The 21,760-nt window shown below is 45.7% G+C and carries 16 protein-coding genes; 12 read left to right on the top strand and 4 right to left on the bottom strand.

The window, feature by feature from the left end; all coding sequences use genetic code 11:
- Nucleotides 1-155: 155 nt before the first annotated feature.
- The 8 genes from A4R26_RS20345 (at nt 156) to A4R26_RS20310 (ending at nt 10,042) form a co-directional block, all read left to right on the top strand.
- A complete protein-coding gene (locus A4R26_RS20345) occupies nt 156-674 on the top strand; it encodes a hypothetical protein (protein WP_081167533.1) in 519 nt (172 codons plus the stop codon).
- Nucleotides 668-1,036 carry a hypothetical protein gene (locus tag A4R26_RS20340; RefSeq protein WP_081167524.1) on the top strand — a complete coding sequence of 123 codons (369 nt, stop codon included), beginning with the start codon at nt 668-670 and terminating at the stop codon, nt 1,034-1,036. Before A4R26_RS20345 ends, A4R26_RS20340 begins: the two co-directional genes overlap by 7 nt.
- An 8-nt stretch (nt 1,037-1,044) precedes the next feature.
- Nucleotides 1,045-2,106: a hypothetical protein gene (locus A4R26_RS20335; protein ID WP_081167520.1), complete on the top strand. Its 1,062-nt coding sequence runs from the start codon at nt 1,045-1,047 to the stop codon at nt 2,104-2,106.
- Nucleotides 2,107-2,348: 242 nt separating this feature from the next.
- Nucleotides 2,349-3,881 (top strand): glutamine-hydrolyzing GMP synthase, encoded by a 1,533-nt coding sequence (gene guaA, locus A4R26_RS20330; protein WP_081167517.1) that lies wholly within the window; start codon nt 2,349-2,351, stop codon nt 3,879-3,881.
- Nucleotides 3,882-4,006: 125 nt separating this feature from the next.
- Complete coding sequence (locus A4R26_RS20325) at nt 4,007-5,311, top strand: type 1 periplasmic-binding domain-containing protein (RefSeq protein ID WP_133054742.1); 1,305 nt, start codon at nt 4,007-4,009, stop codon at nt 5,309-5,311.
- A 108-nt stretch (nt 5,312-5,419) separates the two neighbouring features.
- Complete coding sequence (locus A4R26_RS20320) at nt 5,420-6,424, top strand: ligase-associated DNA damage response exonuclease (protein WP_081167509.1); 1,005 nt, start codon at nt 5,420-5,422, stop codon at nt 6,422-6,424.
- Between the two features lie 39 nt (nt 6,425-6,463).
- A complete protein-coding gene (locus A4R26_RS20315) occupies nt 6,464-8,191 on the top strand; it encodes an ATP-dependent DNA ligase (protein WP_242674969.1) in 1,728 nt (575 codons plus the stop codon).
- Between the two features lie 468 nt (nt 8,192-8,659).
- Nucleotides 8,660-10,042 carry a c-type cytochrome gene (locus tag A4R26_RS20310; protein ID WP_081167500.1) on the top strand — a complete coding sequence of 461 codons (1,383 nt, stop codon included), beginning with the start codon at nt 8,660-8,662 and terminating at the stop codon, nt 10,040-10,042.
- Between the two features lie 70 nt (nt 10,043-10,112).
- On the opposite strand, the gene A4R26_RS20305 is transcribed toward A4R26_RS20310, so the two are convergent.
- Nucleotides 10,113-11,735, bottom strand: coding sequence for a T9SS type A sorting domain-containing protein (locus tag A4R26_RS20305; protein WP_081167496.1), 1,623 nt, complete (start codon nt 11,733-11,735; stop codon nt 10,113-10,115).
- A gap of 420 nt (nt 11,736-12,155) precedes the next feature.
- Between A4R26_RS20305 and A4R26_RS20300 the strand changes: the two genes are divergently transcribed.
- The 4 genes from A4R26_RS20300 to A4R26_RS20285 all read left to right on the top strand — a co-directional run bounded on the left by A4R26_RS20300 (nt 12,156) and on the right by A4R26_RS20285 (nt 19,057).
- Nucleotides 12,156-14,822, top strand: a complete 2,667-nt coding sequence (locus tag A4R26_RS20300; RefSeq protein WP_081167492.1) for a ligase-associated DNA damage response DEXH box helicase — start codon at nt 12,156-12,158, stop codon at nt 14,820-14,822.
- A 917-nt stretch (nt 14,823-15,739) separates the two neighbouring features.
- Nucleotides 15,740-16,411 carry a response regulator transcription factor gene (locus A4R26_RS20295; protein ID WP_081167487.1) on the top strand — a complete coding sequence of 224 codons (672 nt, stop codon included), beginning with the start codon at nt 15,740-15,742 and terminating at the stop codon, nt 16,409-16,411.
- 329 nt (nt 16,412-16,740) lie between these two features.
- Complete coding sequence (locus A4R26_RS20290) at nt 16,741-17,625, top strand: aminotransferase class IV (protein WP_081167483.1); 885 nt, start codon at nt 16,741-16,743, stop codon at nt 17,623-17,625.
- A 124-nt stretch (nt 17,626-17,749) separates the two neighbouring features.
- Nucleotides 17,750-19,057, top strand: coding sequence for a cryptochrome/photolyase family protein (locus A4R26_RS20285; protein ID WP_081167479.1), 1,308 nt, complete (start codon nt 17,750-17,752; stop codon nt 19,055-19,057).
- Between the two features lie 41 nt (nt 19,058-19,098).
- On the opposite strand, the gene A4R26_RS20280 is transcribed toward A4R26_RS20285, so the two are convergent.
- The 3 genes from A4R26_RS20280 to A4R26_RS20270 all read right to left on the bottom strand — a co-directional run bounded on the left by A4R26_RS20280 (nt 19,099) and on the right by A4R26_RS20270 (nt 21,724).
- A complete protein-coding gene (locus tag A4R26_RS20280; RefSeq protein WP_081167474.1) occupies nt 19,099-20,088 on the bottom strand; it encodes a phosphotransferase enzyme family protein in 990 nt (329 codons plus the stop codon).
- A 243-nt stretch (nt 20,089-20,331) separates the two neighbouring features.
- The gene (locus A4R26_RS20275) at nt 20,332-20,787 is read right to left on the bottom strand and encodes a hypothetical protein (protein WP_081167470.1); all 456 of its coding nucleotides are present in this window, start codon (nt 20,785-20,787) and stop codon (nt 20,332-20,334) included.
- 97 nt (nt 20,788-20,884) lie between these two features.
- Nucleotides 20,885-21,724 (bottom strand): 1,4-dihydroxy-6-naphtoate synthase, encoded by an 840-nt coding sequence (locus A4R26_RS20270; protein ID WP_081167465.1) that lies wholly within the window; start codon nt 21,722-21,724, stop codon nt 20,885-20,887.
- Between the last annotated feature and the right edge of the window lie 36 nt (nt 21,725-21,760).

The following is a 21,760-nucleotide window of genomic DNA, read 5'->3' as shown; positions in this document are numbered from 1 at the left end:
GATACTGGCACTAAAACAGGGGGAGCCGACATATCCAAGGACACATTGATTACTGAAACCAAAGTCATATTGCTGGATTTTATTAAAACGATCCTGCAGAATGATATAAGCGAATAAATAAAATTTAGTGTTTAATAAATAAATGGTTAGTTTTTATGAAGGTCTTTATTAAACTGATATTACTGGTAGTAGCGCTTAGTGTTGGAGGTATGTTGAAAGCCGCTGATACGGGCATTCGCGATTCAGTAACAAAAGAACAGATAATTAAGTATGGCAGGGAAAGCCTGACCCGTCTTATTGTAGCAAATCGTAAATATGAAAAAAAGGGCCGAAGAGATTCGCTGAAATATGTTTTAAATATAAATACAAACAATATTGGAAATTCAATTTATGAGGATATATATCCTAGTGCTTCCAATATTAAGCAAAGGCGTCCTGATAATGTTGATGCTGGTCTGGCAAAATACATGCTTGATGAATCCAAATTGGAAGCGCTTAATGCCTCTTTAGTGAAGATAAATAATGCGCATACAATTAAAAGTTATCTATTGCTGGTTAATTTTGTCCCGTTGGCTTTAGAGGAAGGAGATGATTTTAAAACAGTTGCTGATGTGTTTGTTCCGGGTTTGAACATTTTTGGCTTCAAGGCAGTAATGCACAAGCAGACATGCTAATGGTAGATGGGCCATTGCGTGAGTTAAAATCCTGGGGGTTAGACTATATTGACTTTATACCAAATAGAAGAATTCCCGATCAGCTTAAAAGATATTTGAAAAATACGGCCGATAATTATCGCCAGTGGTTTGATTTTGAGCGGTTTCCAACTGCACAATTCCCGCATGCCGATGATGCACGTAATTATGTAATAGGAAAGTATCAGGAATTATTTAGAAAAGATAAAGTTGCTGCCTATACTGAAATCGGCGGAACAGGCTCCCAATATTTACAATTTAAAGGAATAACTTCACAGCAAATTTTTGATGCTGAAGTTGAAAAAATTACAAGCCCTCTATGGGACTTTGTAGATGCTAAATAGTAAAATTTATGTTCGAATTAGATACAACAATAAAAAATGTACGTGATTTCTTATTTACACAACAGGGTGAACTGCTTATTGTTGGGAAAGAAAATAAATTTCATTTTGAATTAATGGGACAACAGGTTACAGATTTTTTAATTAGTAACCCGAATTGGTTCTTTTTATATAAGGATAATGTTTATTATTCTGAATTGGATGGAATATTTTATTCTTTTAATATCAAGAGTAAAACAAGGGCGCTTGTAACTGAAAGGAAAATGTCGACGGTAGTAAATTGTGAAAACGAATTTTTGGTTGCTGCCGGTGAAAGCATTCATTCTGAAATAATTGATATAGAGTCAGGTAAAGTTCTCTTAGAGCTACCTTTTCTTGCTAATAATCCTTTTTTTACATCTCGTTTTTATTGTACTGCATTTAGCGCTTTTGACAAACTATATTGTTATAACAGGGAAACTTACGAGTTGGCATGGGAACTGAATGTTGCTAAATATGGTATTTCAATTACCGGGAAAAACCTCAGTTTTAAGGGAGAAGTAACGAATATTATTGGTGAGTGGAATGGCATTCTTTTATTGCACATAACCCATAGTAAAATTCTGGGAATTAATAGCGAAGGGAAAAAAGTATGGGAAATTGATAATTTTTTAACGCCCCAGGAATATGTTCTTTTTAGCTGGAATACGGCGTATAGTGTAAAATCAAGTATCCAGTGGCTTTTGAATGCTGAACAAGGAAAACTTTACCTTTTAGGCAGGCGTTTTATAATGGAATTTGATTTGTCTACCCGGAAAAGGACCATTTTGCATGACTGCTCACAGGTCCCATCTGAACAAGGTTGGTCATTTTTGACCGGTAAATTAGTTGACAGTTATATTTTATTCAGAGCCTATTCCCAAAGTTTGGGACCCAACGTAATTGGTTTGTTTGATTTGTCTTGCAATAATATGATATGGTATTATAAATTAGAAGATGCTGATAATTCTTTTTTAAAGGAACCGGTTATGAAGGATAACAAAATTTATGCATTGGACGATAAACAAGACCTACGTGTTTTCAAACCGGCATAAAGATTATTTACTTATCACGTGCGCTCACTTCACCCCCCCAACCCCTTGACCAAACCCCTGTTCATACTTAGCCTTTCCCTGTTCCTGTCCGCCTGCCGCCGCACCATCACAGAGGTTACGGTAACGGCCGACTTTACTTATTCCCTCCGTTTCATTTGCCAACCCGGGTACTTATACCATTGAAGCTTGAAGCTGTATTCCCCTTTCACCTTTAGCCTGTATTTTCTTACCTTCGCACCACCATGACGGAAAAGATTCTTATTCTCGATTTCGGCAGTCAGTATACCCAATTGATTGCCAGGGCCGTCCGGGAGGCCAACGTGTATTGCGAAATAATTCCCTTCCACAAAAAAGTTGAAATTGATCCTTCGCTGAAAGGTATAATCCTGTCGGGTTCCCCCTTCTCGGTGAACGATCCCAATGCCCCGGAAGTAGATGTTAAAGCCCTGCACCAGCAACTGCCCGTTCTGGGTGTTTGTTATGGCGCCCAGTTAACCGCCAAACAATTTGGCGGACAGGTTGCCAAAAGTAACAAACGGGAATACGGCCGCGCCCTTATGCACAAACAAACCGACGACGTTCTGCTAAAAGACGTAATGGACCAGTCGCAGGTTTGGATGAGCCATAGCGATTCCGTATTGCAAATGCCCACCGGTTTCAATGTGCTGGCTACCACCGACAGCATTCCTTTCGCCGCCTTCAAAAAGAATGGCGAAGCCAACCCGCTCTATTGTGTACAGTTCCACCCCGAAGTGTACCATTCGGTAGAAGGCAAAAAGATCATCAAAAACTTTCTCGTAAATATCTGCGGCTGCAAACAGGACTGGACGCCCGCCCACTTTATAACCGATACGGTAAATGACCTCAAAAAACAGATCGGCGATCGTAAAGTGATCATGGCACTCAGCGGCGGTGTTGATTCAACCGTTGCCGCAACCCTTATACACAAAGCCATCGGCAGTAACCTCTACGGTATTTTTGTCGATAACGGCGTGCTGCGTAAAAATGAGTTCGAGCAGGTGCTCGATACCTATAAAACCATTGGCCTCAACGTAAAAGGTGTTAACGCCAAACAACTGTTTTACGATCAACTGCAGGGGAAAACCGATCCCGAAGCTAAACGTAAGACCATCGGCCGTTTGTTTATAGAGGTTTTCCAGCAGGAAGCCAAATCATTTGAAGGGGTTGAACTGCTTGGCCAGGGTACTATTTACCCCGATGTGATCGAAAGCGTTTCAGTACATGGTCCGTCTGTGACCATCAAATCGCACCACAACGTAGGTGGTTTGCCCGACATCATGCACCTCGAGCTGGTAGAACCTTTACGCTACCTGTTCAAAGATGAAGTTCGCCGCGTAGGTCATGAACTGGGAATTCCCGCCGATCTGCTGAACCGCCATCCGTTCCCCGGTCCCGGCCTCGCCATTCGTATTCTGGGCGAAATAACGCCCGAAAAAGTGCAACTGCTGCAGGAAGCCGACCACCGCTATGTGCAGGGTTTGAAAGAACACAAACTGTACGACCAGGTTTGGCAGGCAGGCGCTATTTTACTTCCCGTAAAAAGCGTTGGGGTTATGGGCGATGAAAGAACGTATGAATTCACCGTAGCTTTACGAGCCGTAACCTCCGTAGATGGCATGACCGCCGACTGGGCCCACCTCCCTTATGAATTTTTGGCACATATTTCGACTGATATAATCAATAATGTAAGAGGTATTAACCGGGTGGTATACGACATTAGCAGTAAACCGCCTGCAACGATAGAATGGGAGTAACCGTCTAAATTATACAGGTGTGCCACGTTTCCTGGCAACGCTGAGGCGAAACGTGGCACACCTTTGCGGTATCCGGGAACCTGGAAACCGGTAACCGGTTACCGGCAGCCTGAATTTCGCGAGGTATGCATACATTAGTGACATCTCAACAGTTAGACTATAAAGCATTCCCTATGATGAAAAAATGGATCGTATTATCGCTTTCATGCCTTGCCATGGGACTGGTAGCGCCTGTATTTGCTCAAATTACGCCAACGCCGGCCACCACCACTACCACAACACCGGCTACAACAATGGTGCAACCTTCAACGGAGTTGAAAACAGACAGCACCGCCCGGCAACGTATTGCGATTTTTACCCCACTGTATCTCGACTCAGCCTTTGACATGACCGGTAATTACCGGTACGACGCAAAAACTTTCCCCAAACATTCCAGCGCCGGTCTGGAGTTCTGGGAAGGTGCCGAAATGGCAATCGACTCCCTGGAAAAAGAAGGCATTCAACTCGATATTCATGTATATGATATCAAAGCGCCCCAGCAACAGATTGACACGCTGCTGGCCGGCGAAGACTTCAGATCAACCGATCTTATCATCGGCGTGGTAAACCCAACCGAAGCCCTGCGGCTTGCCAACCTCGCGGCTACGATGGATGTTCCTTTTATCAATGCCACGCTTCCTGCCGACGCAAGCGTTACCAATAACCCGCATTACGTAATTCTCAACCCAACCCTGTATACGCACTGTATAGGCATATACCGGTTCCTGCAAAAGAATTATTCTCTACAGGACATCATCATATTCAGAAAAAAGGGTGTGCTGGAAGATCGCGTAAAAAATTACTTTACCGAGTTTGAAAAAACTACCGCCGTAAAGCTGAAATTGAAATGGGTAACACTCGACGATAACTTCACACAGGATAAACTCGATTTGTATCTCGATAGCGAAAAACAAAACGTCATTGTGGCCGGAAGCCTTGATCCTGCCTTCGCCCAAACGCTTTGCCAGCAACTGGCATTATTAAGCAATGCCGCAAACCCGAATGTAGTGATTGGTATGCCCACATGGGATCAGATCGATTTCGAGAAAACACAATACAAGAACCTCGAAGTGATCTACAGCACCGCATTCTATATTGCCCCTACCGGCAAACTGGCGGCTACCGTAAATGAGAATTTTAAAACAACATTCTTCTCGCGCCCGTCGGATATGGTTTTCCGTGGTTATGAAACCCTGTACCATTTTGCGCACTTATTAAATTTATACGGCACCAACCTCGGCTCAAGCCTGAGCGATAAAAAATATATGCTCTTTGGTGAATTCGATATTCAACCGGTGATCAACAGAACCACCATGACCCACGACTACTACGAAAACAAAAAACTTTATTTTGTAAAGAAGTTAGACGGGGTGGTTAAAACGGTTTACTAATTACCGCATCATATTAACCATATCAGGTGTGCCACGTTTTGAAAACGTGGCACACCTTTTTTACGGGTATCCCAAAACCTGAAACCTGTAACCTGAAACAGCCTTTTAATGCCACTGATCTCATTTACAGACAAAGGTCTCTATTGTGCTCAGGGAAATTTCTACATCGATCCCTGGCAACCGGTTGATAAAGCGGTGATCACCCATGCCCATAGCGATCATGCCCGCCCCGGCAGCCAGGCCTATCTTTGCCATCACCACACATTGCCTTTATTGCAGCTACGGTTAGGTCAGGGCCATTACCAGGCAGTTGAATGGAATGAAAAAGTATATTTTAATGAAGTGACCGTATCACTGCATCCGGCCGGCCACATCATTGGCTCATCGCAAATAAGGGTTGAATACAAAGGCGAAGTATGGGTGGTGAGCGGTGACTATAAAACCGAAGCCGATGGTTTCAGCGGCGACTTTGAGCCCATCTCCTGCAATACGTTTATTTCAGAATCAACCTTCGGACTGCCTATCTACAACTGGAAGCCGCAACAGGAAATATATCATGACATTCAAAACTGGATCCGCACCAACGAAGTAGCCAATAAAACTTCCGTACTGATCGGTTATAGTTTGGGTAAAGCGCAACGGCTGTTGAAAGCGGTTGAAGAAGTTACAGGCAGCATATATGTACATGGCGCCATCTGGAATGTGCATGAGACCCTAACACAGGCCGGCTGGAAATTGCCCGCCGTGCAACGCATCACCCCCGACATGCCTAAAGAAACTTTTAAAAGCAGCGTGGTGATTGCTCCGCCATCGGCCGACGGCAGCCCATGGATGCGGCGGTTCTCACCCCATAGTACAGGTATTTGCAGTGGCTGGATGCAGGTGCGCGGTAACCAGCGCCGCCGCAATGCCGATGCAGGTTTTGCCCTTAGCGATCATGCCGACTGGAATGGATTATTGAAGGCGGTAAAAGCAACGGGAGCAGAAAAAGTATTTATCACGCATGGATTTCAATCAGCCTTCAGCAGGTATTTGAATGAAATAGGAATCGATGCGCATGAAGTGAAAACCGAGTTTGGAACGGAAGACGAAGAAAGCCAATTAACCAATTAGCTAATGTGATAATTCTTCTATTACAGGTTTTCCTAAAAAATGCGCAGCTCACGTGAAAGCACCCTCAAAGCCTGTATTCCATTATCGAATTATCGAATTATCAAATTATCACATTATCACATCATGTATTCATTCGCTCAACTAATCTATAAGCTAAGTAACAGCACCAAAACAAATGAAAAGCTTCAGGCGTTGGTTGAGTATTTCCTCCACGGCGATGAAAAAGATAAGGTATGGGTGATCGCCTTATTCAGCGGGCGCCGGCCACGCCGCACCGTTAGCGGCACACAACTGACCGTATGGTGTACCGAACTGGTGAACCTGCCCATCTGGCTGTTCCAGGAGTGTTATCATACGGTGGGCGACCTGTCGGAAACGATAGCTTTATTGATCCCCGAAAAGAGCTCTTACGCTTCTAACTCCTCCCCCACCGGGGGAGGCCGGGAGGGGGCCAGTCGGGAGGGGGCCCACCCCCTTCATTATTATGTTGAGAAATTCCAGCAGCTCGAAAAAGCGGCGGAAGAAGAAAAGAAAGCCTTCATCTTACAATCATGGCAGGAACTGAACAGCCGCGAACGTTTTGTATTCAATAAATTATTATCTGGCACCTTCCGCGTAGGGGTATCTCAAAAACTAATGGTGAACGCACTGGCCAAAACCGTTAAACTCGATCCCAATGTCATTGCCCACCGCATCAGCGGCCACTGGGACCCCGCCACTACCACATTCACAGCATTGTTAAGCGAGCAAAGCATCCAAACCGATCACTCGAAACCCTACCCTTTCTACCTCGCCTATGCGCTTGAAGGAACACTGCATGATCTGGGCGAACCGGCCGACTGGCAGGCTGAATGGAAATGGGATGGCATTCGCGGTCAGGTTATCAAAAGAAACGACCAGCTCTTTGTATGGAGCCGCGGAGAAGACCTCATCACCGAAAAATTTCCCGAGTACGCCATCCTGCAAAACAGATTACAGAACGGTACGGTGATCGATGGCGAGATATTACCGTACAAAGACGGACTGGTGCTCAACTTCAATGTACTGCAAACCCGCATCGGGCGAAAGAATATCACGAAGAAAAATCTGCAGGAAGCGCCTGTGGGCTTATTTGCCTACGACCTGCTTGAGTTGAATGGCGAAGATATTCGCCACCTCGCTTTAACGGAACGCCGGGCCGAACTTGAAAAACTGGTAACCTCGCTGCAATTGCCGTGGCTGCAACTCTCCCCTGTTGTTGCATTTCGCTCGTGGGACGAACTGACCTCCCAACGCGGGCAAAGCCGCAACATCAATAGCGAAGGATTGATGTTAAAAAGAAAAAGCTCCGCTTATCTGGTGGGTCGGCGCCGCGGCGACTGGTGGAAGTGGAAGATCGACCCGCTCACCATCGATGCGGTAATGGTGTATGCGCAAAAAGGCGCCGGCCGCCGCAGTAACCTGTATACCGATTATACTTTTGCGGTAAAGGATGGCGACAAACTGGTGCCATTTACAAAAGCCTATTCGGGGTTGACCGATAAAGAATTTGCCCAGGTAGATGCGTTCGTTAAAAGGAATTCGCTCGAAAAGTTTGGACCGGTAAGAACCGTAAAACCCGAACTGGTATTTGAGATCGCCTTTGAAGGAATAGCCGCCAGCAACCGTCATAAATCGGGCGTGGCCCTGCGCTTCCCCCGCATCAGCCGCTGGCGCACCGACAAACCGCCGGATGAGATCAATACGTTGGAAGATCTGAAGAAGATGTTGGAGTTATATGGGAAATGAGAAAGGAAATACAGATACAAAATATTGAATAGTGAATGTTCAATGTCGAATGTCGAAGTGAGATCACCGTTCCTGCAGCTATATTTTGAATTCGCTTTCGGCTTTAGGCTTTCAGCTGTACTCGCATCTGTATTTTGTATTTGCTTTCAGCTTTAGGCTTTGAGCTTTCAGCTGTACTCGCATCTGTATTTTGTATTTGCTTTCAGCTTTAGGCTTTGAGCTTTCAGCTGTATTCGCATCTGTATTTTGTATTCGCCTTCAGCTTTAGGCTTTCAGCTTTCAGCTGTATTTTTAACACTTTCTTCCAAATATAACTTTTGCCTTTCACTCTACTAAGTCCTTGATTATTACCCCAATTTTTCATACTTCCCGCAACATACCACTTACTTCTTATTCTTATCTGCGATCAGCTATCAGCAACTAAAAACTTCCTTTGTAACTTAGTATATTAAACAAGGGGGATTTCGAATGAAAAAATGGTTGGTGCTGGCGCTGATCGTCATCAGCGGCGTGGCTTTTACCGGTGTGCTCACGAATGGTTATGAACCCGTGGCTATTCCGCCCAGCGTACAACGTACCGGCGGCGATGTGCAAAAAGGTTATGAATACCTCACAACCGGCGATTATGTAAAAGGCGGGATCCCATACAGCCTTTTCAAATTAGGCATGGGCAAAAGCAAAACAAATTATCTCGAACGCACCGGAAAGAATGCCGGCATTTCTCATGAATATACAGCGGTTACCGCACCAAATGGCGAAATACTTGTGGCTCCCAACTGTATGCAATGCCATGCACAGGTGTTCGACAACAAACTGGTAATGGGCCTCGGCAATACGTTCACTGATTTTACCGAAAGCGGAAAGGCAAGCCTCAAGAACCTGAAAACCGTGGAGAACATGTTGAAGCTCACCTCCCCGAATGTGAAGTACAAAGCGGCAAAACCATTTCTCGATGTAGCCAAAGCCATTACCCCATACCTCACCGTAGATATCAAAGGCGTGAATACGGCCGACCGGCTGGCGGCAGTACTGGTAGCGCATCGCGACCCCATAACTTTTAAATGGAATGAAGATGCGCAATTGCAGATCCCCGAAGGTGTTATTCCCTCCGATGTACCACCATGGTGGTTGCTGAAGAAAAAGAACGCCATGTTCTATAACGGGTTCGGGCGCGGCGACTTTGGCCGTTTCCTGATGGCCTCCAACCTGTTAACGGTGAACGACACCGCAGAATCGCACGAAGTAGACAGCCATATGCCCGATCTGCTGGCCTACATCTATTCACTTGAACCGCCCAAATACCCCGGCGCAGTCAATACCGAACTGGCCAAAGAAGGAGAAAAGATCTTCAATAAAAAATGTTCCAGCTGCCACGGTACGTATGGCGCAAACGAGAAGTATCCCAACCTCCTGATCCCCGAAGCTGTTATTCAAACCGACTCGTTATTATATAAAAGCAATTACAGCAGTCCGCAGTTTGTGAACTGGTTTAATCAAAGCTGGTTCACCAGCGGCGATCACCCGGCACGGCTGGAGCCATTTGAAGGATATATTGCCCCACCACTCGATGGCATTTGGGTAACAGCGCCATTCCTGCATAACGGATCGGTGCCTACGCTGGAAGCATTGCTCAACAGCGATCTTCGACCCAGGTACTGGAGCCGCGATTTCGATAACCCGGAATACGATTATGAAAAGCTGGGCTGGAAATACGCAAAAGAAGAAAAACCCGGCAGCAAACATATTTACAATACCGATGCGCCCGGCTATGGCAACTATGGTCACACGTTTGGTGATAAGTTAACGGAGAAGGAACGTAAAGCGGTGATAGAATATATGAAGACGCTGTAGGGCCGGCGGAGAAAAACAAACCTCCCGAAAAATCGGGAGGCCTGATGTGCAAAATAACCCTCGTGTAACATCATTTAGTCAGTTTCTCAAATGAAATATGTTCGCCTGCTTTTATCTGCAAAAGATAAACACCGGGAAGCAGCGCCGACAAATTACCCATGACAATGGTATTCCGTCCCACCACTCCTGTCTGGTGAGACCTTCTTACCAATCTGCCACTGGCATCGTACAGCGCTACCTGAATCATACCGGTTTTCTCCAGTTGCATACTTATTTGCAGTGTTTCTGTAAAAGGATTAGGGAACACATCGGTGCCTGCCAAAAACGTATTCCCTGTTTTCACCACTACCATATTGCTATAGTACATAGTTCCATCGGGCGTTGTTTCGCGTACCCTGTAAAAAAGGGTTCCCGATAGCGCCGGCATATGCTTATACACATATGGAGTAGTGTGGTCATTAGTGCCGGTGGCTGCCAGTTCACCTGCTTTGGTAAACGACCTGCCATCCTGGCTATATTCAATGGTAAAGGAGCCTGTAGCTGATTGCCCATAAGCCAGCCAGTTCAATTGAACCTGGCCGTTGTTATAAGCCGCCTGCAGCGAAGAAAACCTTACTGGTAAAACCGCGCAGGAAGCCGGATTGTCGAAGGGCGGATTGTACGTGCCGGTATCACCGGCAGCAAGACCTGTATTAAAGTTCAGGTTGTTTGTTGTGCCCGGTACATCGGGAGAGTTTTTGTTTACGGTAAGCCGTTGCAGCCCGCCGCCAAAACCGGCAATGGTTTGGTTGTTTGAAATGGAGCCGCCAATGTGCAAACCGCCATTGCCCCGCACCTGCCCGTTATTGCTAAAGCTACCGCCTATACGCAGCTGCGCTGTAGTATTATTGATCCTGTACACGCCGCCGTTGATGGTATACGAACCGTTCACCACCATTAATCCATCATTGCGCGTTGCTATAGAAGTGGTAATAGAACCTGTTACTGTAATCTTTCCAAGGTTTACCAGCGAATCGCTGGTGCTGTTGCTGCTTATATTGTTATTGCTTCCCCTGAATACCGCAATATGCTGGTTGTAAAATGTACCGGCAAGATTTATATCGCCGGTGACGTTCACGCGCCCGCGGTTGTTGAGGATGGTTCCGTTGTTCATCGTAAAACCCTGCGAAAAGTTCAGCACGCCATCATTCACTATTACTCCATTACTGCCAAGGCCCGTGCCCTGGCTATAGTTCATGGTACCACAAGCTGTATTCGTAACAGTGATAGCACTGTTCTGATTCCAGCTGCCGGCCCAGGTAAAACTGCCGCTGTTGGTGATGGCAGCGCCACCGCTGAGCGAAATATTATTGAACACTACGATACCATTATTGGTGAGGCTGGCCGAAAAACTGTTTGCCTGGTTGGGAGCAAGTTGTCCGCCCGGCTGCACCTGTATCGAAGCTCCATTGTTTGAAGAAAGATTACCTGTATAGTTACCGCCGCTGATGATCACCATGACGGAGCCATTGTTCAACTGAACATCGGTGCTTACACCGGAAGTTATACAGGTAGTTTGTCCATTTGTGATGGTGCCGGTACCATTGATGATACTGCCGGCAGGACATTGGGCTGTTGCCGTTCTGGTGGATAATGCCACCAGGTGCATAACCAATAACCAACGGATATTGGCCGGGGTACGAAATCGTGTCATGGATCGAGGGTTGGGTTGCGTGCCTGTATTCTCCAAACCTGCGCCAGATTACAAAAAGTTCGTATCCATTGCCAGATTCTACTTACTCCGTTCTATTTAAATATCTGTATTCATTACACTTATAACCATTTATAAATTTTAATGAAATACACTTAGGCGTACGCCAAAAACACCTATCAACCACTGATTGCTTCCCTTTACCGGAAATATTTTCCAAAAGAGGGAACAAGGCCGCTTATATTTTCTCACTCAAGGTGTGCCACACTTACTTTTCGCAGCCCGGAAAAGTGTGGCACACCTATTTTTCTCCTCTCCGCCAACTGGCAGAGCGACCGGAAGGGGCCAAAAAATTCACTAAATTACCCCGCAAAGGAAAAGGCATTCAATACACAACTTCGTGTGGCGGTATGCCCTTGTGTTATGCGGCTTCAAACTTCTACCGGATATAAGATCATCGCTGACTGGCTGGCCAACAAAGGCCTCCACCCGTTCACCTTCCAGGAAGAAACCTGGCAACATATCATTAATGGTAAAAGCGGCCTGGTTAACGCCCCCACGGGTTGTGGAAAGACATTCTCCGTTTTTCTGGGCGCCGTCATCGATTTCATCAATAAACACCCCGGCAACTGGCAGTCAAAAGCCGGTAACGGTTTGCAATTGTTATGGATAACGCCCCTGCGGGCCCTGGCCAAGGATATTGGCCGCGCCATGGAAGCGGTGATCGGTGAGCTGAACATGCAATGGAAGATCGGCATTCGCAACGGCGATACCGACATGAGCGAACGGCAGCGGCAAAAACGTAAAATGCCCGAAGTACTGATCATTACTCCCGAAAGCCTGCACCTGTTGCTGGCGCAAAAAGGGTACCCCGCAGTTTTTGAGCACCTGCAAATACTGGCCGTTGACGAATGGCATGAGCTTATAGGTTCAAAAAGAGGCGTACAGGTTGAGCTGGCCGTGTCGAAGCTGGTAGCATTGCGAACGCCAATCGTGAATCGTGAATCGGCAATCGGCAATTCTTCCCTACGCGTTTGGGGAATATCGGCAACTATAGGCAATCTCGATCAGGCGCAGGATGTGTTATTGTCACCTGTTTATAACATCTCCCCGGTAACAGGTGAGCTGCGTGGTGAAACCGGGGTAATAGTGAAAGCCAATATCCGCAAAGACATAGTTATTGAATCCATCATTCCCGATGAAATTGAAAAATATCCCTGGGCCGGTCACCTCGGGTTAAAACTCATTCACAAGGTGCTTCCTATTTTAAATACCAGCCGCACCACCCTTATATTTATCAATACCAGGGGCATGAGCGAGCAATGGTACCAGGCCCTGCTTACCGCCGCGCCCGACCTGGCCGGCGCCATTGCCCTGCACCACGGCAGTATTGAGCAGGAACTACGCATCTGGGTTGAAGAAGCCCTGCATACCGGAAAACTAAAAGCCGTGGTGTGTACCGCCAGCCTTGACCTCGGTGTTGATTTTCGTCCGGTTGAAACTGTTATACAGGTGGGTTCGCCCAAAGGTGTTGCCCGCTTTCTGCAACGGGCCGGCCGAAGCGGCCATAGTCCCGGCGATGTAAGCAAGATCTGGTTTCTGCCTACCCATTCGCTCGAACTGGTAGAGGCCGCCGCCCTGAAAAGCGCGGTGGAGGAAACTTTTATCGAAAGCCGCGAACCCATGGTCTTGTGTTTCGATGTGCTGATCCAGTACCTGAGCACACTGGCCATTTCAGATGGGTTCAAACCCGACGAGATCTTTGAAGAGGTAAGATCGACCTTTTGCTACCGCGATATGACGCACATTGAATGGACAGCCATACTTGAATTCATTACATCGGGCGGCAATGCACTGGCACAATACGATGAATATAAAAAAGTGGAGGTCATTGACGATGTGTACCGCATCAACAGCAGGCGCATAGCCATGCGGCACCGCATGCATATAGGAACTATAGTAAGCGAGGCCATGATGAAAGTGAAATTCGTAAGCGGCGGGTTTATCGGCGTTATTGAAGAATGGTTCATTACCCGCCTGTCGCCCGGCGATGTATTCACACTGGCAGGGCGGCAACTGGAACTGGTGACCATTAAGGATATGACCGCGCTGGTGAGAAAATCAAACGCTAAAAAATCGATAGTTCCCAGCTGGCAGGGCGGCCGAATGCCGTTGAGCGCAAATTTGGGAAAGAAACTCAGGCAGAAATTTGAAGAGGCCAGAAATTTAACGTCCGGTGCCGTGAGCCGGGAAGCGGAAGTCAGAAATACGAAGCCGGAAGGTAGAAATAAAAAAAGCGGAAAGCCAAAGATCAATAGCGGGGACCGGCTAACAGCCACCCACTCACCATTGACCATTCACCATTCACCTGATATAGAGTTGCAGGTATTAAACCCGCTGTTTCAACTGCAGGAGCAATTATCGCACGTGCCCGGGGCCAACGAACTGTTAATAGAACACATTGAAACCAAAGACGGGTATCATCTTTTTGTGTACCCGTTCGAAGGCCGGCTGGTGCATGAAGCCATGGCCGCCATCCTGGCCTGGCGCATCAGTAAAATAACGCCCATCACTTTCTCCTTCGCCATGAACGATTATGGGTTCGAACTGCTCAGCGATCAGCCTATACCGGTTGATGATACCAATGTGTACGACCTGTTTACAGCAGACAATCTATTAACTGATATTCAGCGCAGCGCAAATGCAACAGAGATGGCAAAACGAAAGTTCAGGGATATTGCCGTTATTGGCGGACTGATATTCCAGGGTTATCCCGGCGAGCAAAAGAAAGCACGGCATTTACAATCTTCGGCATCGTTGTTATTCAATGTTTTTTCAGAATATGAGCCCGGCAATTTACTATTACGGCAATCCTACCAGGAAGTGTTCGATCAGCAGATGGAAGAAGTACGACTGCGCAATATGCTGGAACGCGTACGGGGGTCGAAGATCATAATAACATTTCCCCGGCAGTTAACCCCATTCTGTTTTCCTATTAAAGTAGATAGTATGCGCGAGAACCTTACATCGGAAAAACTCGAAGACAGGGTGAGAAGAATGCAGCAGTATTTGAATTCCCCCAGCCCCTAAATGGGCGCCACAGCTCTAAATTATTCAGTTCTAAACTATTAATTTTGCCCTCGCCTTTATGCTTTTGGCTTTCGGCCTTAGGCTTTAGGCTTTCGGCTGTATTCGCTTGCGGCTTGAAGCTTGCAGCCTGAAGCTGTTTCTTATCCACATAAACATGCATTTTTAAATAAATCTGTCATCTTCCACGTTATTCACAGTCTTTCCCATAAAAGGAAAAAAATGCCTGCCTTTTATTGCCGTACCGTTTGAAGCACGTAAAAAAAGCAGGCATAGTAAATTTACACACAGCTCTAACCAACAACGTTTAAATACTTTCAGAGGATCAAAAGGTTATTGACAAGGTTCTCTGAAATGATTCCATAAGCTAGGGATTAATACGAGCCAAAACAGCCAGGCCTTTCCAGGAATTGATTACGGGTACGCTGTTTTCAAGGGTTCACAGATGATGCAGGGAATGGATATGCGTGTTTTTACAGGGACGTGTATTGACTAATATAGTAAAAGGCTAAAAGAAAGTTGATTGACATTGGATTTCACCGGTATTCATTGGATATTAGAATGACTTTTGGACGGTTGAATTAAAGGACTCTGGACGATATGAGGTTGCCAATCCCCGTCAATCAACTTGGCTCCAAAAATAGTTGTGAACAACTATGTGGACAAGAGCAGAATTGCTCTATTTAATTTATTCGGTATTTACCGAAGAAACTAGTAATAATCACATATACGTAGCAGGTGAATTACATTTACGATTAGTAAACTTACCTTTCAAATAGTTTTACGTATATTCCGAAATAATATAATTTCGTAAATCTGCTATAGTATTTGTCACGAAAATTTAAGACTTTGGGGGCGAAAATTGAAGTAGTGTTAACAGACATTTTCAATCCCTTATCTTATAAAAAAATACAACCCGCATGAAAAAACCTGACACCGAAGGCGTTATTAAAGTAGCTATTGCCGACGACCATGCCCTGTTCAGGGCAGGAGTACGTACCGCCCTGGCTGCTAAAAGGGATGTAGAGCTGATTGCCGAAGCCGACAACGGCATGCAGCTCTTAAACCTGCTCAGACACATCGAACCAGACATTATTTTGCTGGACATTCAAATGCCTATCATGGATGGCATTCAAACGCTGCCTGAGATTCGAAAACTTCGGCCAGAAGCAAAAGTTATCATTCTTTCCATGCACAATGATCATTCGATGATCAGCAAGCTCATGGAGATCGGTGCCAACTCTTACCTCACAAAAAACTCTGATTCGGAAACAATTTACCAGGCCATTAAAACCTGTTACGAACAGGAATTCTTTTTTAATGAGCTTACCAACAAGGCCTTGCTAACTGGTTTGCGTACAAAACGCACAGACGTAGCAGGCCCACAGGATGTAAACTTATCCGAAAAAGAGATCAGGGTCCTGAAATTGATGTGCGAAGAGAAAACCACCAAGGAAATCGCTGATATCGTTGAGATCAGCCCCCGTACCGTTGAAGCTATCCGCGACAAACTCAAAACCAAAACCGGCGCCAAATCAATGGCCGGCCTGGTTATGTATGCGGTTAAAAATGGTATAATAGCTCAAGACTAAATAGTTCAGTTCATCAGTCAAAATGTCTGTAAAGAGTCCGTTTCGATTCGTCGAAACGGACTCTTTTTTGTTTCTGCCCTGATCATATAGCAGCCACCTGGCTTATTGATCGCGTACTATCACACACAATACGCACACCAAACACAGACCAAGCCCAGACCAAACGCAGGCAATTCCTGTGCTTAAGCTCTGTTTTGTATCTGTTACACAAGCTTGTTGCTCGCTTTTAACCATACCCGGTATACAACAAACCACAGCTAAGCCTCACAACCAGGCCATCAGACATATTGACTTTTTGCCCATTTGTTTTCTTTCCAGAACTTCACGATATGAACAACTGGCTGTTTTACAATGAAGAAATAATACCCGACAGTACCCCTATATTTAGCGCGGCCAACCGGGGCCTTCGATTTGGCGATGGCTTGTTCGAGACCATTAAAGTAGTGCATGCCAGTGCGGCTTCCGGGCGCGGGGAAATGCCACTCTTCGATTTGCATATGGAGCGCATGAACCACGGCCTGGCTGTTTTAAACATGAAACTGCAGGAACATTATACGCCCGACTATATTTCGCAAATGATCCTCGACCTGTGCCGTCAAAACAACATCAATGGCGCCGCTCGGGTTCGTATAACGGTAGTGCGGGGTAACGGCACGTTGTTCGCCACGGAAGATGCCCACGCATCGATCGTTATTCAGGCCGAACCGCTGGCCGCCGATTACCTTACCTTTAATTTAACCGGGTTAAAGATTGATATTTGTCCGGGTATTCAAAAAAGCTGCGACCGCCTGGCCAATATAAAATCGAACAATTACCTGCCTTATGTAATGGCAGCCCAATATGCGCGGGAAAATCAATTGAGCGATAGCCTGGTGCTGAACGCCCATAACCGCATTTGCGATGGCACTATTGCCAACATCTTCCGAATTCATAATGACACTATCTATACCCCGCCATTGACAGAAGGCGGTGTTGGCGGTGTAATGAGAAAATATTTATTGAACGTATTGCCAAAGGCCGGCTATACGGTGCAGGAAAAGATCTGCACGCCCGAAGAACTGGAAGCGGCAACGGAAGTATTTCTTACCAATGCCCTGTATGGAATAAGATGGGTAAGCCAGTTCCGCAATAAATTGTATCAAAATCAATTGGTGGCCCGGTTATTTAAAGAGATCATTAATCCTATAAACAACGGCTTACAAACATCACATTGAAATCGGTGAAAAAGTAACCAGCTATTCACAAAACCGAACAACTGAATAACTGTATAACTGTATAACTGTATAACTCAGGAACCGTAAGGACACTATACGTATCAAAAACATTAAAAAATAACCTATCGCACCTATCAACATATTCTGGTTTCGCCGCGATCTGCGGTTAGCCGATAACGCGGGTTTATACCATGCGTTGAAAAGCAGCAAGCCGGTATTACCCGTCTTTATATTCGACACCGACATCCTCGATCAGTTATCCAGTACAACCGATCGCCGGGTTGAGTTCATTCATAATGCATTGACCGGAATGCAGCAACAGTTGAAAGAACTGGGTTCTTCCCTTGTGGTATACCATGGCAAACCGGTCGATGTATTTAAAGAACTGGTAAAACAACATACCATAGAGAAAGTATTCACCAATCACGATTACGAACCATATGCCCTGGAGCGCGATGAACATGTGGGAACGTTTTTACTGGAGCAGGGCATAACGCTTCATACGTATAAAGACCAGGTGATCTTTGAAAAAGAGGAGGTGGTTAAAGACGATGGCAAACCTTATACGGTATTCACACCTTACAGCAAAAAATGGAAGGCCACGCTGAACAGGTTCTATTTACAAAGTTATCCCACCCAAAAATACTATAACAACTTTTATCGGCAGGCGGCAAAAGCGGTGCCTTCATTGAAGTCGATCGGGTTCAACAAAACAGGCGATCCCTTCCCTGCCGTTACCGTCGATAACAGGATCGTAGCGCAATACGACAAACAACGTGATTTTCCTGCAACAGAGGGCACAACCCACTTAGGCGTGCATTTGCGTTTTGGCACCATCAGCGTACGGCAGCTTGCACAAAAAGCGATAAAACTGAATGAAACGTATTTGGGTGAATTGATCTGGCGCGATTTCTTTCAAATGATCCTCTGGCATTTTCCGCATGTAGGCAAAGGCCTTGCCTTCAGAGCGGAATACGATCATATAAAATGGCGGAACAAGGAAGACGAGTTTGTCCGCTGGTGCGAAGGCAATACCGGTTACCCGATCGTTGACGCCGGTATGCGCGAGTTAAATGCAACCGGTTTTATGCATAACCGCGTTCGTATGATAACGGCATCGTTCCTGGCCAAACATTTACTGATAGACTGGCGCTGGGGCGAAGCATACTTTGCAGAAAAGCTGCTCGATTTCGACCTTGCCAGCAATAACGGCAACTGGCAATGGGCTGCCGGTTGCGGCTGCGATGCAGCGCCTTATTTCCGGATCTTCAACCCCTACCTGCAAACCAAAAAGTTCGACCCCGAACTGAAATACATACGCAGGTGGGTACCCGAATTTGAGGAACTCACCTACCCTCAACCCATGGTTGATCATGAAATGGCGCGCAAGCGTTGTTTAGAAACGTATAAGAAAGCGCTGGACCGGGGATAGAAGGTGTGCCACACTTTTTACGTGTGGCACACCTTTATCGCTTATTCAGGTAACTGATGAAAGCTATACAGCTTTTTTATCACCAGGTTGATATACCGCTTTAACCATGTTTCATTCAGGTGTGAGTTGGTCCAGTTCTCGAAGCGCTGGCATTGCACGCCGAGATAAAAGAAATACAAACTTATGCTGGCAACCGGTATCAGTTGCCTTTCTGCTTCAGGAATGGGAGTTACAGATTCATAACCCTTCAAAAAATGATCGAGCTTTAATTCATACATCCCCGGCTCTTTTTCGGTATTATAGATCTGCATTATGTAATAGGCAAGATCGTGCAGCAGCCAGCCGTTCCCGCAAAAATCAAAATCGAAGATCGTCACCTCTTCATTGTTATGAATATTCATATTATCGAACCAGATATCGAGGTGAACGACACCCTTTCTCAACAAATGCGACGGCGCGTTTAAGTATTGCTGTAACAGGTACGGCTGCACCCGCTGCATCCATTGCATTTCTTCCGTATTGGCAGAAAGGTATTGCTTCAGCCATTCAAAAGAATCCATCAGCAATACCCTATGGGTGTAGTGGACCCGTTGCAGGCTAAGCCCTTCCGTTATCTTGTGCATACGGGCCATAATTACGCCCAGTTTGTAATGAAGGGTTTCAGAAAAGTTAAGCGTCTTCTCTCCTTTTGCATAAGAGAACAACACGCCCATTCGCATGCCTTCAGGTGCGGGTATGTGTTGAATATAATTACCCTCAGGGTCGGGTAAGGCAAATGAAACGGGAATGCCGTTCTCTTTTAACAGATCGAGCAGTTTTAGCTCTTCGGCTATTTCTGTTTCAGTGCGCCAGTTCAAACTGTATAACCTGAAAACATAGTGCTGCGCACCATCGGTTACCAGGTAAACATGGTTGATGGCCGCACGTATTAAACGACAGGTAGTGCCTGCCCCCAAATAATATTGTTGCTGCAGGTACACAGCCAGGTGCGTGGCCGACAGCGTTGAGCACACAACGGGAAAAGGTTGCATAGATGTTTATTTTTTTATATCAGCGATTTTGAAATACCATCCCGTGAATGGGATTATGGGAGCAGAGGCTGATAAAGAAAAGGCAGCGTGCAGAAGACCCAAATTAGCAGAAAAAGAGCCGGCTATAAACCGGCGGCGCGAATATAATAACAGTTTTTGAATTGGGGAAGAAAATAAAAATGCCGAACACTGAAGTGAATTTACTTCGGCGTTCGACATGCAGCATTCATTATTCGATATTCTTTAATGCTGCGCCATTCTGTTGGCGGTGCTGCGCAGTTTGTAGTAATAATCGTCAATATCCTGGCCCGATCTGACGGTCAACGCAGAACCATATGATTCGGGCTCAACCGAGTAAGTTACACAGGCTTTGTCGTATTTACTGCCCGTTGCGCGGGAGGAGAACCAGGCATGCAGGATCACATCTTTCTTACTCAGGAAAAGTATTTCACCGGTTGAATCGCATTTGATCTTTTGTTTGGGATCGCGCTTACCGGTGATCAGTTCTTTGTAAATATCAATTTCTGTTTGATCTGTAATTGATTCAGCCAGCGTATCGCCATGGTTAAAGAATTTAAGCTGAATTTTATCCACATCCTTAAGGAGATCGGCGAAGTATTTTTTGCCTTTGTTCTTTTGTGAAACAGGGCTACAGGCGACCAATGTGAATAAGGCTAAACCAAGGGAAACATTTTTCATATAATTACTTTTACAGCAAGGCACCCGCTTTACCAACCATTCGCCCCCGGTTCAATGTGCATTGGCATTCTCCTGTTTTAGCAAAGCGCATACCATACTATTCAACCTGTAAAAAGATATTTTCGGTAGCTGCGTTTACCTGCTTTAATTGCCTGTAAATATGCAGAAAAGTATTTACAGCCGCTTTACCATCGGCGCCCAATTGCAAAGAATAGTTATTCACATACAGGTCGATGTGTTGGCGCATTACCGATTCACTCATTTCCTGTGAATGTTGTTTTACATATTCAGTTATAATCGGATAATTTTTGAACGCAAATTCAAGACTGCGTTTAATGAGGCTATCTACTTTATGTTGCAGGGCTGTATCGAAGGTTTTCTTCATTACAATACCACCCAGCGGAATGGGATTACCGGTTTGCCGTTCCCAGTATTCACCGAGATCAACCAGTTTGTGCAATCCTTTTTGCTGATAGGTGAACCGGTTTTCGTGAATGATAACGCCCGCATCAACATCGCCATTCAGCACGGCATCTTCTATTGCCGAAAAGATCATGAACTTCTTTTTTGCCGCCTGCGGGTACGCCAGTGAGAATAACATATGAGCCGTGGTATGTTCGCCCGGAATGGCAATGGTCATTTCATCTACCGCTTTGTTTGCCGCACCGGCCTGTTTTGTAATTAACAATGGGCCAACTCCTTTACCCAGTGCGCCGCCGGCATTCAATACAACATATTTTTCCAGTAACAAAGGCAGCACGCCGTAACTGATCTTTGTAATATCCAACCTGCCCTGCAAAGCCCATTCATTAAGGGTTTGCACATCTTCCAGCACAGGTTCAAATGTAAGGCCTTCGGTATCGATCTTTTTATTTACGAGCGCATCAAAAATGAACGTGTCGTTGGGGCAGGGGGAAAAACCTAAACGTAAAGTCATCTGTATATAATTACTATATTTTGTGATCCTGAAAAC

This window comes from Niastella populi (genome assembly GCF_002078015.1).
Lineage (GTDB): Bacteria > Bacteroidota > Bacteroidia > Chitinophagales > Chitinophagaceae > Niastella > Niastella populi.
Note: the sequence above shows the minus strand (reverse complement) of the source record. Positions and strands in the feature narration are given on the sequence as shown.

What these genes read in the sequence shown, in the direction of transcription:
- A4R26_RS20345 (WP_081167533.1), top strand. Translation starts at nt 156, where the DNA reads ATGAAGGTCTTTATTAAACTGATATTACTGGTAGTAGCGCTTAGTGTT.
- A4R26_RS20340 (WP_081167524.1), top strand. Translation starts at nt 668, where the DNA reads ATGCTAATGGTAGATGGGCCATTGCGTGAGTTAAAATCCTGGGGGTTA.
- A4R26_RS20335 (WP_081167520.1), top strand. Translation starts at nt 1,045, where the DNA reads ATGTTCGAATTAGATACAACAATAAAAAATGTACGTGATTTCTTATTT.
- guaA (WP_081167517.1), top strand. Translation starts at nt 2,349, where the DNA reads ATGACGGAAAAGATTCTTATTCTCGATTTCGGCAGTCAGTATACCCAA.
- A4R26_RS20325 (WP_133054742.1), top strand. Translation starts at nt 4,007, where the DNA reads ATGCATACATTAGTGACATCTCAACAGTTAGACTATAAAGCATTCCCT.
- A4R26_RS20320 (WP_081167509.1), top strand. Translation starts at nt 5,420, where the DNA reads ATGCCACTGATCTCATTTACAGACAAAGGTCTCTATTGTGCTCAGGGA.
- A4R26_RS20315 (WP_242674969.1), top strand. Translation starts at nt 6,464, where the DNA reads ATGCGCAGCTCACGTGAAAGCACCCTCAAAGCCTGTATTCCATTATCG.
- A4R26_RS20310 (WP_081167500.1), top strand. Translation starts at nt 8,660, where the DNA reads ATGAAAAAATGGTTGGTGCTGGCGCTGATCGTCATCAGCGGCGTGGCT.
- A4R26_RS20305 (WP_081167496.1), bottom strand. Translation starts at nt 11,735, where the DNA reads ATGACACGATTTCGTACCCCGGCCAATATCCGTTGGTTATTGGTTATG.
- A4R26_RS20300 (WP_081167492.1), top strand. Translation starts at nt 12,156, where the DNA reads ATGCGGCTTCAAACTTCTACCGGATATAAGATCATCGCTGACTGGCTG.
- A4R26_RS20295 (WP_081167487.1), top strand. Translation starts at nt 15,740, where the DNA reads ATGAAAAAACCTGACACCGAAGGCGTTATTAAAGTAGCTATTGCCGAC.
- A4R26_RS20290 (WP_081167483.1), top strand. Translation starts at nt 16,741, where the DNA reads ATGAACAACTGGCTGTTTTACAATGAAGAAATAATACCCGACAGTACC.
- A4R26_RS20280 (WP_081167474.1), bottom strand. Translation starts at nt 20,088, where the DNA reads ATGCAACCTTTTCCCGTTGTGTGCTCAACGCTGTCGGCCACGCACCTG.
- A4R26_RS20275 (WP_081167470.1), bottom strand. Translation starts at nt 20,787, where the DNA reads ATGAAAAATGTTTCCCTTGGTTTAGCCTTATTCACATTGGTCGCCTGT.
- A4R26_RS20270 (WP_081167465.1), bottom strand. Translation starts at nt 21,724, where the DNA reads ATGACTTTACGTTTAGGTTTTTCCCCCTGCCCCAACGACACGTTCATT.